Annotated in this window: 15 protein-coding genes; 10 read left to right on the top strand and 5 right to left on the bottom strand. The window is 27.9% G+C overall.

Annotation, left to right across the window (positions count from 1 at the left end; all coding sequences use genetic code 11):
• Positions 1-61: 61 nt before the first annotated feature.
• Positions 62-1081 (bottom strand): phenylalanine--tRNA ligase subunit alpha, encoded by a 1020-nt coding sequence (gene pheS, locus IPP08_03070; GenBank protein ID QQS67168.1) that lies wholly within the window; start codon positions 1079-1081, stop codon positions 62-64.
• 271 nt (positions 1082-1352) lie between these two features.
• Here pheS and IPP08_03065 point away from each other — a divergent pair, with 271 nt between their 5' ends.
• A complete protein-coding gene (locus IPP08_03065) occupies positions 1353-2126 on the top strand; it encodes a class I SAM-dependent methyltransferase (GenBank protein QQS67167.1) in 774 nt (257 codons plus the stop codon).
• A gap of 20 nt (positions 2127-2146) precedes the next feature.
• On the opposite strand, the gene IPP08_03060 is transcribed toward IPP08_03065, so the two are convergent.
• Positions 2147-3088, bottom strand: coding sequence for an SDR family oxidoreductase (locus IPP08_03060; protein ID QQS67166.1), 942 nt, complete (start codon positions 3086-3088; stop codon positions 2147-2149).
• A gap of 88 nt (positions 3089-3176) precedes the next feature.
• Positions 3177-3767 carry an aminodeoxychorismate/anthranilate synthase component II gene (locus tag IPP08_03055; GenBank protein QQS67165.1) on the bottom strand — a complete coding sequence of 197 codons (591 nt, stop codon included), beginning with the start codon at positions 3765-3767 and terminating at the stop codon, positions 3177-3179.
• A gap of 136 nt (positions 3768-3903) precedes the next feature.
• On the opposite strand from IPP08_03055, the gene IPP08_03050 reads away from it, so the two are divergent.
• The 5 genes from IPP08_03050 to IPP08_03030 all read left to right on the top strand — a co-directional run bounded on the left by IPP08_03050 (position 3904) and on the right by IPP08_03030 (position 9237).
• Positions 3904-4884 (top strand): aminodeoxychorismate synthase component I, encoded by a 981-nt coding sequence (locus IPP08_03050; protein QQS67164.1) that lies wholly within the window; start codon positions 3904-3906, stop codon positions 4882-4884.
• On the top strand, positions 4868-5464 hold the full coding sequence (locus IPP08_03045) for an aminotransferase class IV (GenBank protein ID QQS67163.1): 597 nt from the start codon (positions 4868-4870) through the stop codon (positions 5462-5464). Before IPP08_03050 ends, IPP08_03045 begins: the two co-directional genes overlap by 17 nt.
• An 80-nt stretch (positions 5465-5544) precedes the next feature.
• Positions 5545-6519, top strand: coding sequence for a deoxyhypusine synthase family protein (locus IPP08_03040; protein QQS67162.1), 975 nt, complete (start codon positions 5545-5547; stop codon positions 6517-6519).
• Positions 6520-6646: 127 nt separating this feature from the next.
• On the top strand, positions 6647-7720 hold the full coding sequence (locus IPP08_03035) for an aminopeptidase P family protein (GenBank protein ID QQS67161.1): 1074 nt from the start codon (positions 6647-6649) through the stop codon (positions 7718-7720).
• Positions 7721-7836: 116 nt separating this feature from the next.
• On the top strand, positions 7837-9237 hold the full coding sequence (locus IPP08_03030) for a glycosyltransferase (GenBank protein ID QQS67160.1): 1401 nt from the start codon (positions 7837-7839) through the stop codon (positions 9235-9237).
• A 65-nt stretch (positions 9238-9302) separates the two neighbouring features.
• On the opposite strand, the gene topA is transcribed toward IPP08_03030, so the two are convergent.
• Together topA and IPP08_03020 are read right to left on the bottom strand one after the other, a co-directional pair.
• The gene (topA, locus tag IPP08_03025) at positions 9303-11447 is read right to left on the bottom strand and encodes a type I DNA topoisomerase (GenBank protein ID QQS67159.1); all 2145 of its coding nucleotides are present in this window, start codon (positions 11445-11447) and stop codon (positions 9303-9305) included.
• A gap of 5 nt (positions 11448-11452) precedes the next feature.
• The gene (locus tag IPP08_03020) at positions 11453-11809 is read right to left on the bottom strand and encodes a hypothetical protein (protein QQS67158.1); all 357 of its coding nucleotides are present in this window, start codon (positions 11807-11809) and stop codon (positions 11453-11455) included.
• 7 nt (positions 11810-11816) lie between these two features.
• Here IPP08_03020 and IPP08_03015 point away from each other — a divergent pair, with 7 nt between their 5' ends.
• The 4 genes from IPP08_03015 to IPP08_03000 all read left to right on the top strand — a co-directional run bounded on the left by IPP08_03015 (position 11817) and on the right by IPP08_03000 (position 15063).
• The gene (locus IPP08_03015) at positions 11817-11963 is read left to right on the top strand and encodes a hypothetical protein (protein QQS67157.1); all 147 of its coding nucleotides are present in this window, start codon (positions 11817-11819) and stop codon (positions 11961-11963) included.
• 205 nt (positions 11964-12168) lie between these two features.
• Positions 12169-12918 carry an SDR family NAD(P)-dependent oxidoreductase gene (locus tag IPP08_03010; GenBank protein QQS67156.1) on the top strand — a complete coding sequence of 250 codons (750 nt, stop codon included), beginning with the start codon at positions 12169-12171 and terminating at the stop codon, positions 12916-12918.
• Positions 12919-12987: 69 nt separating this feature from the next.
• The gene (locus IPP08_03005; GenBank protein QQS67155.1) at positions 12988-13968 is read left to right on the top strand and encodes a MoxR family ATPase; all 981 of its coding nucleotides are present in this window, start codon (positions 12988-12990) and stop codon (positions 13966-13968) included.
• Positions 13969-13977: 9 nt separating this feature from the next.
• The gene (locus IPP08_03000) at positions 13978-15063 is read left to right on the top strand and encodes a glycosyltransferase family 4 protein (protein QQS67154.1); all 1086 of its coding nucleotides are present in this window, start codon (positions 13978-13980) and stop codon (positions 15061-15063) included.
• Positions 15064-15248: the final 185 nt, after the last annotated feature.

Genomic DNA, 15248 nt, shown 5'->3' with positions numbered 1-15248 from the left:
GGCTTTTTATTTTTTAATTATTCTAAAAAAATATTTGCTAATAATCCAAAGAGTAAATTATTTAATATAGTTGTTCCCAAACTCTTAAATCATTTTCATAAAATAATCTAATATCATCTATACCAGTTTTTAACATTACAGTTCTTTCAATCCCCATTCCAAAAGCATATCCAGAATATTCATCTGGGTCAATATTACAATCTTTTAAAACACTTGGATGAACCATTCCACAACCTAATATCTCAAGCCAACCTGTCCCTTTAGTTATCATATAATCTTTATCATTATTTAATCCCCAATAAATATCCATTTCCATACTTGGTTCTGTAAAAGGGAAGTAAGATGTTCTAAATCTAAATTTTGTTTGATCTCCATAATATGCCTTTGCAAAATCTACTAATACTCCCTTTAAATTTGCCATGGTAACATCTTTATCAATGCATAACCCCTCAACTTGATGAAACTCTGCTAATGCTCTTCCAGAAATTGCTTCATTCCTATACACTCTTCCCGGCATAATTGCTCTAATTGGTGGCTTATTCTTTTCCATAAATCTGATTTGAACCGAAGATGTATGGGTTCTTAAAAGTATATCATCCTTTCCTTCATGTTCCACAAAAAAAGTATCTTGCATATCCCGTGCAGGATGATCCTCAGCAAAATTTAATGCACCAAAATTATGATAATCATCTTCTATATCTGGACCCTTTGCAATTTCAAATCCCATTCTTGTGAATATGTTTTCAATTTCTGAAATTGTTTGCATTACTGGGTGTTCTGCTCCATGATATAACTTTCTAGCTGGTAAAGTTAAATCAATTGTTGATTCAGATACCTTGGTTGAGTATTTTTCAGTTGCTTCTTTATAAACTCCTTCAGCAAATAATTTTAAATCATTTAATGACTTACCAACATCTCTTTTCATCTCATTGGGTACATCCTTTAACTTTTCAAACAACTCTGCAACCTTTCCTTTTCTTACAATGTATTCCAATTTAAAAGCTTCAGCTCTTGCAATTGTTGAAATCTCATGTAACTCAGATTCTATTTTTTCTTTTAATTTTTGTATTTCTTCTTTCATATATTTAATTTTATCTGATAAAAAAGGGATTGTAAGTTATCCAATTTTTCAATTAAAATGGAATTTAAAATTTAATTACTTTTTATAAAACAATTTTGTAAGTAATATACAATACTACTAAGTTTATTTTGATTGAGCAAACTCTTTGTAATTAATAAATTAAACATTTTCATTAAAGTTTGTTTTGAAGATTAGTTTACAATTATTTACTTCATATTTTTATTGATTCTTAAATCACTTTCTTAACTTTGAAAATATTTATTTTTAATTAATGAACAAAACAATTCGTAGAACATTTAAAAGATTTGTAAATACATTTGGGTTTGATATTAGCGCTTCTAAAACTGAAGTGCAAACACTCCCAGATATTTATTCTAATAAAGATTTTATTAATATCATGAATGAATGTAAAGAATTTACAATGACCTCCACTGAACGTATGTACGGACTTTTTTCTGCAATACAATACATCGTAAAAAATAATATACCTGGAGATATTGTTGAATGTGGTGTATGGAGAGGGGGAAGCTCAATGATTATTGCAAAAACTTTGAAATTGTTAAATGATACTTCTCGTGAAATTTTTATGTATGACACTTATGAAGGAATGAGTGAACCAACTGAATTAGACGTAGATTTTTCTGGCCAAGTTGCTGAAAATAAGTTCAACAAAATTATTGATGAAAAAGGCAAACCAGTTTGGTGTTATGCTGACTTGTTTGACGTTTCAAATAATATGAAAACAACTGGTTATCCTTTCAATAAAATTCACTTAATTAAAGGTAAAGTTGAAGAGTCAATACCATCAACAATTCCTGAGAGAATTGCCTTGTTAAGGCTTGATACCGATTGGTATGAATCAACTTATCATGAGTTTATGCATTTATATCCGATATTAGTAAACAAGGGAGTTTTGATTATTGATGATTATGGCCATTGGCAAGGAGCAAGGCAAGCTACAGATAAATATTTTTCTGAAAACAATATCAATATGTTGTTGAGTAGAATTGATTATACAGCTAGAATGGGAATCAAAACAATATAATATTTTTATTCAACAATTAATTAAGTTATTGACATTGCTTTCTTAAAATAATGCATTGTTTTAATCAACCCTTCTTCTCTTTGAATTACAGGCAACCAATTTAAAATATTCTTTGCTTTTGTTATATCAGGTTGTCTAACTTTTGGATCATCTTCTGGCAATGCATTAAAAATAATTTCACTTTTAGAATTAGTTATTTTGATTATCTCTCTTGCTAATTCTAACATAGTAACTTCATGTGGATTTCCAATATTAACTGGGTCTGATTCATTTGACATAAGTAATTTATAAATCCCGTCAACTAAATCTGTAACATAACAAACAGACCTAGTTTGAGATCCATCGCCAAAAACGGTTACAGGCTTATTAAGTAGGGCTTGAGACATAAAAGCTGGTATTGCTCTTCCATCTTTTATTCTCATTCTAGGACCATATGTATTAAAAATTCTAACAATTCGAGTTTCTAATTTATGATAAGTATGATATGCCATTGTTATTGCTTCAGCGAATCTTTTTGCTTCATCATAAACACCACGTACACCAACTGGATTAACATTACCCCAATAACTCTCTTTTTGAGGATGTATTAGTGGGTCACCGTAAACCTCTGAAGTTGAAGCAATTAGAAAACGAGCATTTTTAGCTTTTGCTAAACCTAATGCTTTATGAGTACCTAATGACCCAACTTTCAGTGTTGGAATTGGGTGTTGTAAATAATCTAATGGGCTTGCAGGACTAGCAAAATGGAGAATGTAATCTAAATCACCTTCAATAAAAATATAGTTTGTAACATCATAATTTATAAATGAAAATTTACTATTCCCAAAAAGATGAGCAATATTATCAGTTGAACCTGTTATCAAATTGTCTAAGCAAATTACTTCATGACCTTCACTTAAAAATTTTTCACATAAATGTGAACCAAGAAATCCTGCTCCTCCAGTTATTAATGTTCTAGACATAAAAATGATTTATTTAAATTTATGATCTTGCAGTTTTTAAATGTGAATTATAAACCACAAAATAATCATGTGTTTAATTTTTATGTTACTAATTTACAGAATATAAATTAGTTTTATTAAGCCAGTTTTTTATTATAATTATTCCTAGAGGAGTTAAAATTGATTCAGGGTGAAATTGAATACCACGGATATCAAATTCTCTATGTTTAAAACTCATAATTGTTCCATTAGAAGTAATTGATGTTATTTCTAAAATATCTGGGAATCCATTATTTGATACTGCAAATGAATGATACAAACCAGTATCAATTTCTGAATCAATACCTTCAAACAAATAATCATTAGCTTTTATAAATGCTTTCATCTGTTTGCCATGCCTTACTGTTCCTATATTCATCAAACTTGCTCCGAATGATTCAGCAATGGCTTGATGACCCAAACAAACACCAAGTATTGGTTTAGTTTTATAAAATCTATCAATTATTTCATACATAATTGGGTACTCCCTTGGTAACCCAGCTCCTGGAGAAAAAACAATTTTATCGAAACTTTTAACTTCATCAATAAGTATCTTATCACTTTTTATTACAACAATCTCATTGCCATCTTTTGCTTGTTCTAATAGTTGAAATAAATTGTATGTAAAGGAATCATAATTATCAACAATAAGTATTCTCACTATTTTTGTAGTTTTTAAAAATATAAATGTTACTAACAATAACTGAACTTAATTAAATGTAGTTCTATTTTAAGTATAGTTTAGAATAATTTGATTTGTTAAGTTTTAATCAATTTTTAATTTTTATAATTTCAATTTGAATATAAGTAAAGCAATAAAACTAATGAATAATTATGGTAGTAATTCTCAACCATTTTTATTTGTGATTGATTTTGAAATGCTTAATCCAATTGTAATACAGTTAGATCAAATTGATGGTAATGAAATTTTATATAAGATAAATGATTATTCTAATTTTAAATCAAATAATTCAATTCTAAAAGAAAAAATTAAATTTCATTTTGAAGTAAAGCCTCCTACTTTCCATAATTATTTAGAATCTTACAATGAATGTATTGAAAATATCAAATTGGGAAATACATATTTAATCAATCTAACTTTTCCGAGTGAAGTAAACACTAATTTAACTTTTTTAGATGTATTTAAAAGATCTGATTCAAAATACAAATTGCTTTTGAAAGACAAATTTGTATTGTTCTCACCTGAAACTTTTGTTAAAATTAACAATGGTATAATTTCATCTTATCCAATGAAGGGGACTATTGATGCAGGAATTGAAAATGCTGAAGAAATAATTCTTAATGATTCAAAGGAAAAATGTGAACATGCCACAATAGTAGATTTAATAAGAAATGACCTTAGCATTGTTTCAAAAAATGTGAAATTAGAGAAGTATCGTTATTTAGAATATATAAAAACTTATAATAAAACTCTCATTCAAGTAAGTTCAAAAATAACTGGAATTTTAAGTAAAGATTACAAAAATCACATTGGTGATACTCTAATCTCACTCCTTCCAGCTGGCTCTATAAGTGGAGCACCAAAGAAAAAAACTTTAGAAATAATTAATAAAGTAGAAAAGTACAAACGTGGATATTACACAGGTGTTTTTGGTTACTTTGATGGAGTTAATCTTGAAAGCAGCGTTATGATTCGTTTTATAGAGAAAACCTCTAAAGGATTAATTTTCAAAAGTGGTGGTGGAATAACATTTTTAAGTGAAGCATATAAAGAATACAACGAATTAATAGATAAAGTTTATGTCCCTTTTATTTGAGTCAATAAAATTATTAGATGGTGAGTTATATAATTTAAACTATCATATTATCAGAATGTTTAAATCTCAAGATATGTTGTTTAATTTTAGTAATAAAGAACACTTAAACAATATCATTTCTAATAGAAATTTGCCTACGATTGGACTCTATAAATGTAAAGTTTATTATTCTGAAGTAATTACAAAAATTGAAGTATCGAAATATAAATTTAGAGAAATTAATTCTTTAAAATTGATTCACAATAATGAAATTGATTATTCATTAAAATATTCAGATAGAAAATTACTTAATAACTTATTTGATAAAAAAAATAATTGTGACGATGTTTTAATTATAAAAGATGGATTTGTTACTGATACTTCATATTCTAATATCATTTTTAAAATTAATAATTATTGGATTACTCCTAATACTCCATTGTTAAAAGGGACTTGTAGAGAAAGATTAATTAGCGAAAAAATGATATTTACTGATGAAATTAAATTAGGAGATTTAAAAAAATATTCATCTTTCAAATTGATAAATTCAATGAATGATTTCAATGATTCAAAAGAAATAAATGTAGAAAACATTTTTTAAAGTATTTTTGCGATTTGAAAAACTAAAAAATCTAAATGTACTTAAATTTATATTTAGAATAAAAGTATAAAATAAAATTTATGACAAGGGGTCCAATTTCTCAATTTATAGAAAAAAATTACTTGCACTTTAACTCTGCTGCATTAGTTGATGCAGCCAAGGGATATGAATGTCACTTGATTGAAGGGGGTAAAATGATGATTACTCTTGCTGGAGCAATGAGCACTGCTGAGCTTGGGATATCACTTGCTGAAATGATACGAAATGGCAAAGTTGATATAATATCTTGTACAGGAGCAAATTTAGAGGAAGATTTGATGAATTTAGTAGCACATAATCATTATAAACGAGTACCTAATTATCGTGATTTATCACCAAAAGATGAATGGGATTTATTAGAAGAAGGATTTAATAGAGTTACTGATACATGTATTCCAGAAGAAGAGGCTTTTAGAAGATTACAAAAACATATTGTTGAACTTTGGACTGATGCAGATAAAAAAGGGGAAAGCTACCTTCCTCATGAGTTTATGTATAAGTTATGTTTGAGTGGAGTGTTAGAGAAATATTATCAAATTGATCCAAAAAACAGTTGGATGATTGCTGCTGCTGAAATGAATTTACCAATCATTGTTCCTGGTTGGGAAGATTCAACAATGGGAAATATTTTCGCATCTTATTGTATTAAAGGAGAACTCAAACCTACAACAATTAAAGGTGGTATTGAATATATGACTTTTTTATCTAAATGGTATATCGATAATTCAGGAGGAAAAGGGGTAGGGTTCTTTCAAATTGGTGGTGGAATTGCCGGCGACTTCCCTATTTGTGTAGTTCCAATGTTATATCAAGATTTGAAAATGCATGACATACCTTTTTGGAGTTATTTCTGTCAAATATCAGATTCAACAACAAGTTATGGATCTTATTCTGGTGCAGTTCCTAACGAAAAAATAACTTGGGGTAAATTAGATATAAATACTCCTAAATTTATTGTTGAAAGTGATGCTACTATAGTTGCACCATTAATTTTCGCATGGGTTCTAAATCAATAATTACAATTTTGTTCTTTTATATTTTTAAAGTTTTTGTTTCACATTTTTTTGTAAAACAAATTATTCTTTAGTCATTTACATTGATTTTTAAATTTTATTTTTCTATTAACTTTTTACTTTTAAAATAGTGTTAAGCAGAGTCACACAAATTAGAGATGAACTAAAGCGTTTAGAACTAGACGCAATTATTATAACTCATGTACCTCATATTAGGTACATAGCAAATTTTACTGGTACTTCAGGCACTTTGGTTATTACCCCAAATAAAAGTGTGTTTTTTACTGATTTTAGATATGAACAGCAAGCCAAAGAAGAATTAGGCAAAATGTTTGAAACTTGCATTACAAAAAGTCCTTATGAGGAAATGCTTAAATTAAAATTAGTAGAAAAAACTAGTTCTATAGGTTTTCAAGAAGCATACACAACAGTTTCACAATATGATGATATAAAAAGATGCTTTAAAGAAGCTAAAATCAAGAAGACTAAAGAGTCGGTTAATAGAACTGTTTCAGTTAAAACTGATCATGAGTTAACCTTAATGCAAAAAGCTGCAGATATAACTGATTTGGTGTTTACTGATATTCTTAAAATAATTAAACCAGGTATTTCAGAAATAGAAATTGCAACTGAAATTAGTTATTATGGTAGAAAGTATGGTGCAGAATGCGAAGCTTTTGATATTATTGTAGCTAGTGGTGAACGTGGTGCTTTACCTCATGGTAGAGCTTCAGATAAAAAAATAAAAAAAGGTGATTTAGTAACTCTTGATTTTGGATTTAAGTATAAAGGGTTTTGTAGTGATATGACAAGAACTATTTCAGTTGGTAAACCTACTCACCCTAAAGCAAAGGAAATTTATGATATTGTATTGAATTCTCACAATTTAGGAATTGAAAATGCTAAAAATGGTATGACTGGCAAAGCACTTGATGATGTTTGTAGAAATGAAATTAAAAATGCAGGTTATGGTGATATGTTCGGTCATTCAACAGGACACGGCTTAGGTATTGAGGTTCATGAAATGCCTCCTGTCTCACAAGGTGGTGGAAAGTTCTTGCTTAAAGAAAACATTGTAATTACAATCGAACCAGGGATTTATCTTCCCGGTGAAATGGGAGTTAGAATTGAAGATGATATTGTGATTACTAAATCTGGTGCAAAATCATTAAATAATTCTTCGAAAGAATTTATTATTATATAAAATATTTTGATAGCTAATATTACTTTTTCAGTTCTAACATAATTGTTTGATTTTTAGATATTGATAAAGATGTTTAATTTTAGTAAGTATCAAAAACTAAAAATTTAATTAAAAAAGTGATAAGCGAAAACGAAAAAAGAGATATTCAGCTTGCTATCAATTTGTTAGAGGATGAAAACTATCCAGTAAGCAAATCTGAGACAGAAGTTCTATCAGAAAACATTTTACCAACATATTTTAACTTACTTGTCATTGCTTATTATTATCCTCCAATGGGGCTTAGCGGTGTTCAGAGGATTGCCAAATTTACTAAATATTTACGAGAATTTGGTTGGCAAAGCACTGTTGTAACTGTTGGGAATGTTGGTTATTTTGCTTATGATTATTCTTTATTAGATGAAGTATTGGAAGCAGAAGTTATTATTGAACAAACAGACACAATTGATCCTTTAAAATTTTTTAAAAGGAATAAAAATAAACCAGTTGAAATGCCTCCAGATAGACAGAGAAGATTTTTGTCTAAATTATCACAGGTTTTTTTACAACCTGATAATAAAATTGGATGGAAAAAATTTGCTCTTAAAAGAGTTGATGAGCTTTTTGCAAAGCAAAAATTTGATGCAGTTTTGGCAACTGCCCCACCCTTTACTTCTTTAGTTATTGCTAATGAAATCCAAAAAAAGTATGGTATTCCTTTAGTATTAGATTACCGTGATCCATGGTTAGATAATAAAAATCATTTTTATGCAACACCTTTCCATTTTAAACATGCTTATAAATTAGAATCTGAAGCAGTTTTAAATGCTGATGCAATAGTTACAGTGAATCGTAGAATTAAAGAAAGTTTGATGTCTAGATACAGTCATTTAACTCATGAAAAAGTACATGTTCTCCCAAGTGGGTTTGATCCACACTCAATGAAAATTGGAGCTAGATTTCCAGCAGACAAACCAAAAGAAAAATTTAGAATTACATATAGTGGAATTTTTGATGCAAACCGTTCACCAAAATTTTTCTTCAAAGCAGTTATGCAAATGTTTCAGAATCATCCTGAAACTAAGAATAAAGTTGAGTTATGTTTTATTGGTTTGCTTTCAGAAAAATACATGGATTCTGCAAAAGATGCTGGAGTAATTGGTGCACTTAACAATACTGGATATATTAACCATTCTGAAGCAGTTAGCTATTTATTTGGTAGTGATGCTCTTTGGCTTACTATTTACGATCCAATTATTACCCCTGGTAAAATTTATGAATATATTGGAACAAGAAAACCTATATTAGTTTTAACACCTACAAATGGTGCTATGATACAAGTTCTTAGGAATTATGATGCTGCTTATTTTGCTCAACCAGAAGATATAAATAGTATTTCCAATGCTATTTATGCAATGTATAAAGCTTGGGAAAATAATGAGTTACCAATTGGAAATGAAATTGTATCTAAAGAATTTGATCAGAGGAAACTTGCTGAAAACCTTTCAAGAATTATTTCTCATACAATGAATATTGAGTAATTTTTTATTTGAATTTAGGAAATTTTAACTTGGATTATTTGATTATTTCAAAATATAAAGTATAGTTATTTAGGTAAATTATTTGATGTGTATTTACATTCAGGATAATTTGTACATCCATAAAAAATTGAATTAAATTTTCCTCCCTTTCTTTCAACTATACTACCATTCTGACATTTAGGACACTTTATTGAAGATTCAATTTGCTTTGTATTTGTACACTCCGGATAATTTTTACAACCATAAAATTCATTTCCTAATTTTGAATTTCTTTTAATCATTTCACCCCCACATTTATTACAAATTATACCTGTTGAATCTATATTTTGATTCTCAAATGTTGATCCCTTCAAATGTGATAATAAAACTCCATTATTTATATTTAACTTGTTTTGAGTTTTAAAATTTATTGAGTTAGGACCTAAAGATCTAAGTAAGGCAATTTCAAGTGGTTTGTAAAATTCTTTCATTACATCAATGTATTTTTTTTCTCCTAATGCAACTAAGTCCAATTCTTTCTCCATTAAATTGGTAAATTTAGTATCAAACACTTCAGGGAAATTTTTTGTAAGTAAGTCGCAAACATCAAAACCCAAAACTGTTGGTTTTAGTTTCCTTTCTTCCTCAATAATATATTCTCTATCAATTAATAATGATAAAATACTTGAGTAAGTACTTGGTCTTCCAATTCCTAATCTTTCCAATTCTTTTACCAAAGAACTCTGAGTAAATCTTGGTGGTGATTGAGTTTTTTTTTCTAAAACTTTAGGATTTTTTATATTTAAATCTAACCCTAACTTTATTTTTTCAGACAAAACTTGATTGTTAATATCTGATTCTTCAATAATTTTAGATTCATCAACATCTTCGGAATAAACTTTCATCCAACCTTGAAATTTTTGTTTTTTCCCCTCTGCTCTAAATAGAAATTCACCCCCAGAAACTTCTATTAATGTTTGGTCATAAATAGCAGCGCTCATCTGGCTTGCAATAAACCTCTGCCAAATTAATTCATATAATTTTGAAGATTCGGAATCAAGATATTTTGAGGCTTCTTTAGGAGTTATCTTAATATTTGTTGGACGAATTGCTTCATGTGCATCTTGAACATTTTTCTTTGAATTTTTTTTAATCGCTTCAGATTTTTTCTTTGAAACATTGATTTTAAGATACTCCTTTCCATAGTTTTCATAAATAAACTCTTCAGCTTTTTCTTCTGCCTTCTGATTTATTCTAATTGAGTCTGTCCTCATGTATGTAATTAATCCTACTGACCCCATTGAACCAAGTAAAACACCTTCATAAAGCTTTTGAGCTATTTGCATAACTCGTTTTGTGTTCATTCTAAGTTTCCTTGAAGCATCTTGCTGTAATGTTGAAGTTATGAATGGTGGAGGAGAATTTTGAGTTACCTCTTTTTGTGAAATATTGCTAATTTTATATGATTGATTTAATGCTTCAGTACGAATACGGTTCGCTGTTTCTTCATCCGATATAAAGAAATTTTTTAGAGATTTATTATTTTTATCACTATGAGAGCCTTCTGGCTTTTTAATTTCTTGATTTCTATATCTTATTAAAGTAGCAGTAATTTTATCTTTTTCAATTGATACAAAATCGGCAATAATATTAAAGTAAACTATTGGTAAGAATGAGTTAATAATTCTTTCTCTTTCAACTATAATTCTTAATGCAACAGATTGAACCCTACCAGCTGATAAACCTTTAGCAGATCGATCCATATTCCTCCATAAAAATGGTGAAACTTTATATCCAATAAGCCTATCCATTACTCTTCTTGCTTCTTGTGAGGCAACCATTTCTTTATCAATATCTCTAGGATTTTGAATGGCATAGATTACTGCATCTTTTGTTATTTCATTGAAAGTAACTCGTTTTATTTTTTTAGATTTTCCTTTAAGTTCAGCTTTTATATGTTGTGCAATAGCTTCTCCTTCTCTATCTGGATCAGTTGCTAAAAAAACATAATCGCAATGTTTGGAAAGTTGAATTAGCTTTTTAATAACATCCCCTTTACCTTTGATAGTACAATATTCTGGAATAAATCCATTTTCAATATCTACTCCTAAACCATCTTTTGGGAGATCCTTTATATGACCAACTGATGCATCAACGATGTAATCTGAACCTAAGTAAGAATTAATTGTTTTTGCTTTTGAAGGTGATTCAACAATGACTAAGTTTTTCAAAATAATTATTGTAGGATTTTAATGAATTTTTGAACTGACCAAGCTATAAATATGGTTATACAAGCAACGCCACATTTGAAAGCAGCTACAAAAACTGATATTGATATTTCACCTTTCCATAAACCATGATTTTTTTTATAAAGCAATCCAATTTTTGATAAATAATATTCTGCAAATACAAAAATACAGAATACGAAAAGTGATTTCCACATATTTGTTGATTTATCAAACTTGAAAAATGAGAAAATAGCACTGCTTATAAGTATTACTGAAATAATTAAATTTGAATTAATTAATATAGAATTGTATAAATAAAATTTACTTAAATCAGCATCCGATGATGATACTTGAACAACTGCCAATACAAAAATGGATGAACATAATATAATTTGTAAAAGAAGATATATGTTAAATGATTTTATGTACATAGTTATAAATAAAACTAATAAGAATTCAAAAAAGAAGAACCTGGAATTCTATAGAAGATATGATAAATTAATAAGTGAATATAATTAACAAGTTAACTATTTATTAAAATAGTTGTATTAAATAGTTTATAAATTAAACATCAATTTAAATTATTTGTTATTAAAGTCATAGAATATTTAGCTCAATATAATCTTAAATTTCTAAATTTAAAAATACATTTAATCTCAACACTAACAATTAATAAAAGGACTTTTTGTTCTTAAATTTGTATTTTTGTTTTTTATAAAAATTTATGACGAAATTTAATCAAGCTATTATAATTGGAGCATCGAGTGGAATTGGTGAAGCCTTAGCTCGAGAACTTGTTAACAACGGATGTATAGTTGCATTAGTGGCAAGGAGGGGTGATTTACTAGATAAATTATGTTCTGAAATTAATTCGAATTCAGATAAAATTAAAGCTTATTCTTATGTTCATGATGTAGTAAATATTGACGAAGTTCCAGAACTTTTTCAAGTTATCACAAGACAATTAGGAAGACTAGATGCTATTTTTTATACTGCTGGAACAATGGCTAAAATTACTAAAGATGAATATGACACAAGTAAAGATTCATTGATGATTAAAGTAAACACAATTGGCGCGATTGCTTGGATTAATGAAGCTGCAAGGAGATTTGAAAGAATTAAGAAAGGTACTATTGTTGGTGTTTCTTCAGTTGCTGGAGATAGGGGAAGAAGCCGCAACCCAGCATATTGTTCAAGTAAAGCTGCACTGAACACATATTTAGAATCAATAAGAAACAGAATTGGGAAGTTAGGAGTAAAAGTTCTCACAATTAAACCTGGATTTATTGATACTGAAATGACAAAAGGAACAAAGGGTTTATTTTGGCTTATCTCACCAGAATCTGCTGCTAAAATGATTTTAAAATCAGCATCCAAAGGTAGAAAAATTTCCTATATTCCTGCTAGATGGAGATTAGTAATGTTTATTATAAAATCAATTCCATCTTTTATTTTTAGGAGACTTTCTATATAATTGAATTTATATTCTACTGATAAAATTGATTATTATTTTACCCACAAATTAGAGTAAACAACAAAATATATGAACGATATTGAATCAATAAAACAACTTAAATTAGATGTTGAAAGTCTCAGAAAAGAAATATCTAAAGTTATTGTTGGTCAAGATAATATTATTGAACAGTTAATTATTGCTTTAATATCAAAAGGTAATTGTTTGCTTGTTGGAGTACCTGGTTTAGCAAAAACTTTATTAATAAGAACAGTTGCACAAGCATTAGATTTGTCTTTTAGTAGAATTCAATTTACACCTGATTTAATGCCCTCTGATATCACTGGAACTGAAATAATTGAGGATAATAAATCTACTGGTGAAAAAATATTTAGATTTATTAAAGGTCCAGTTTTCTCAAACATTGTATTAGCTGATGAGATTAACAGAACACCTCCAAAAACACAATCAGCTTTGCTTGAGGCAATGCAAGAACATTGTGTAACTGCAGCAGGAAACACTTATCATTTAGAAGAGCCATTCTTTGTATTAGCTACTCAAAATCCTATTGAGCATGAAGGTACTTATCCATTACCTGAAGCTCAACTTGATAGGTTTATGTTTAATATATTTTTAGATTATCCTTCATTTGAAGAAGAAGTACTAATTGTAAAACAAACTACAACTTCAAATACTTTTGAACCTCAAAAAGTGTTAGATTCAAATCAAATTTTATCAATTCAAAATCTAATTCGAAAAGTTCCTGTAGCTGATAATGTAATTAAATTTGCTGTAAAACTAGTTAACATTTCTAGACCCAAATCAAGTAATACCCCTAGTTATATTAGTGAGTACTTAAGGTATGGAGCAGGACCAAGAGCTTCACAATATTTGATTCTTGGTGCAAAAGCTTTAGCTGCAATTCAAGGCAGATTCACTCCAAGTATTGAAGATGTTAAAGCTGTTGCTTTACCAGTATTAAGACACAGAGTTGTAACCAGTTTTAATGCAGAGGCAGAAAATGTTTCTACTGATGAAATTATAAACAAATTGATTAAGGAACTATTGTAATTTTTTAATATGCAAAAATTAACCCAAAATAAAATCATATTAGATTTAGGTAAACTTAATGCAAAACAGAGTGGATTAGGTGAATATGGTTTAAAATTTGGTGAAACTATTAGTAACAGATCTAAAGAATTCAATGAAAAGTTTAACTTAAAATTTTATTTTTTTCTCCCAAAAAAAGAAAGTGGAATATTTGGAGATAACGTTAAATACATTAATAGGAAACATATTTTTAAATTATTTAATCCTATGATTCAAAAATTTGATATTTGGCATTCACTAAATCAATTCTGTAAAGTCAAACCTTCACCATTTTCAAAAAATTCAATAACTACAATTCATGATCTAAATTTCCTATATATGGAAAATGATGAAATCATAAAAAAATTAATACTCAAACATACAAAACTTTTAAAAAGAACTAATTACCATATTAGTATTTCTGAGTTTGTAAAGAAAGATATAATTGATAATATTCCATACAAAATTAATCCTAAAGTTATTTACAATGGAGTTAGTAATTTAATTGGGTTTAAGCAGAGTAAACATAAAGATTTTGATTATACAAAACCATTTTTTTTCCACATTTCAAGACTTGCAACAAATAAAAATCCTGAATCTATTTTAAGAGTTTCAAAATTAATACCGAATTTTGATTTTGTTATTGCTGGCGATTTACATCATCCTCATTCAAATTACCTAATAGAGTATTGTAAAAGTAATAATTTAACAAATGTAAAATTTTTTCATTACATTTCTGAAGAAGAAAAAGCATGGTTTTATGCTAATTGCAAAGGTTTTATATTCCCTTCACTTCATGAAGGTTTTGGTATGCCTATTATTGAAGCAATGTATTTTGGTAAACCTGTTTTTGTTTCTAATTTATCTTGTTTACCAGAAATTACATCTACCTATGGATACTATTTTACAGATTTCTTAGAAGAAAATATGAAGAACGTTATATTGAATGGTTTAAATGATTTTGAATTGAATAATCGATCTAAAAGTGTATCAGAATATGCTGAAAATTTTTCTTGGAATAATTGTATAGACAATCATATTAAATATTATAATGAAATTATTCAGTTATCTAAATGATTTTTTTTAATAATAGAATTTGAAATTTTCAATAAGATTGATAAAATATTTCAATTGAAATAAACAATAAAAACAAATTTAGTAATCTATCTAATTTTTCTTTTAATTTAGATAGTTAATTGTTTGAATAAAAGTTATTCAACTTACCGAATATTATAATTTGGAATTCAATTGCTCCTTTTTAA

This window comes from Chlorobiota bacterium (genome assembly GCA_016700335.1).
Taxonomy (GTDB): Bacteria; Bacteroidota; Ignavibacteria; order OLB7; family OLB7.
Note: the sequence above shows the minus strand (reverse complement) of the source record. Positions and strands in the feature narration are given on the sequence as shown.

Coding starts and splice junctions, on each gene's coding strand:
- IPP08_03065 (QQS67167.1), top strand. CDS start 1,353: ATGAACAAAACAATTCGTAGAACATTTAAAAGATTTGTAAATACATTT.
- IPP08_03045 (QQS67163.1), top strand. CDS start 4,868: ATGTCCCTTTTATTTGAGTCAATAAAATTATTAGATGGTGAGTTATAT.
- IPP08_03005 (QQS67155.1), top strand. CDS start 12,988: ATGAACGATATTGAATCAATAAAACAACTTAAATTAGATGTTGAAAGT.
- pheS (QQS67168.1), bottom strand. CDS start 1,081: ATGAAAGAAGAAATACAAAAATTAAAAGAAAAAATAGAATCTGAGTTA.
- IPP08_03060 (QQS67166.1), bottom strand. CDS start 3,088: ATGTCTAGAACATTAATAACTGGAGGAGCAGGATTTCTTGGTTCACAT.
- IPP08_03010 (QQS67156.1), top strand. CDS start 12,169: ATGACGAAATTTAATCAAGCTATTATAATTGGAGCATCGAGTGGAATT.
- IPP08_03040 (QQS67162.1), top strand. CDS start 5,545: ATGACAAGGGGTCCAATTTCTCAATTTATAGAAAAAAATTACTTGCAC.
- IPP08_03015 (QQS67157.1), top strand. CDS start 11,817: ATGGATGAACATAATATAATTTGTAAAAGAAGATATATGTTAAATGAT.
- IPP08_03000 (QQS67154.1), top strand. CDS start 13,978: ATGCAAAAATTAACCCAAAATAAAATCATATTAGATTTAGGTAAACTT.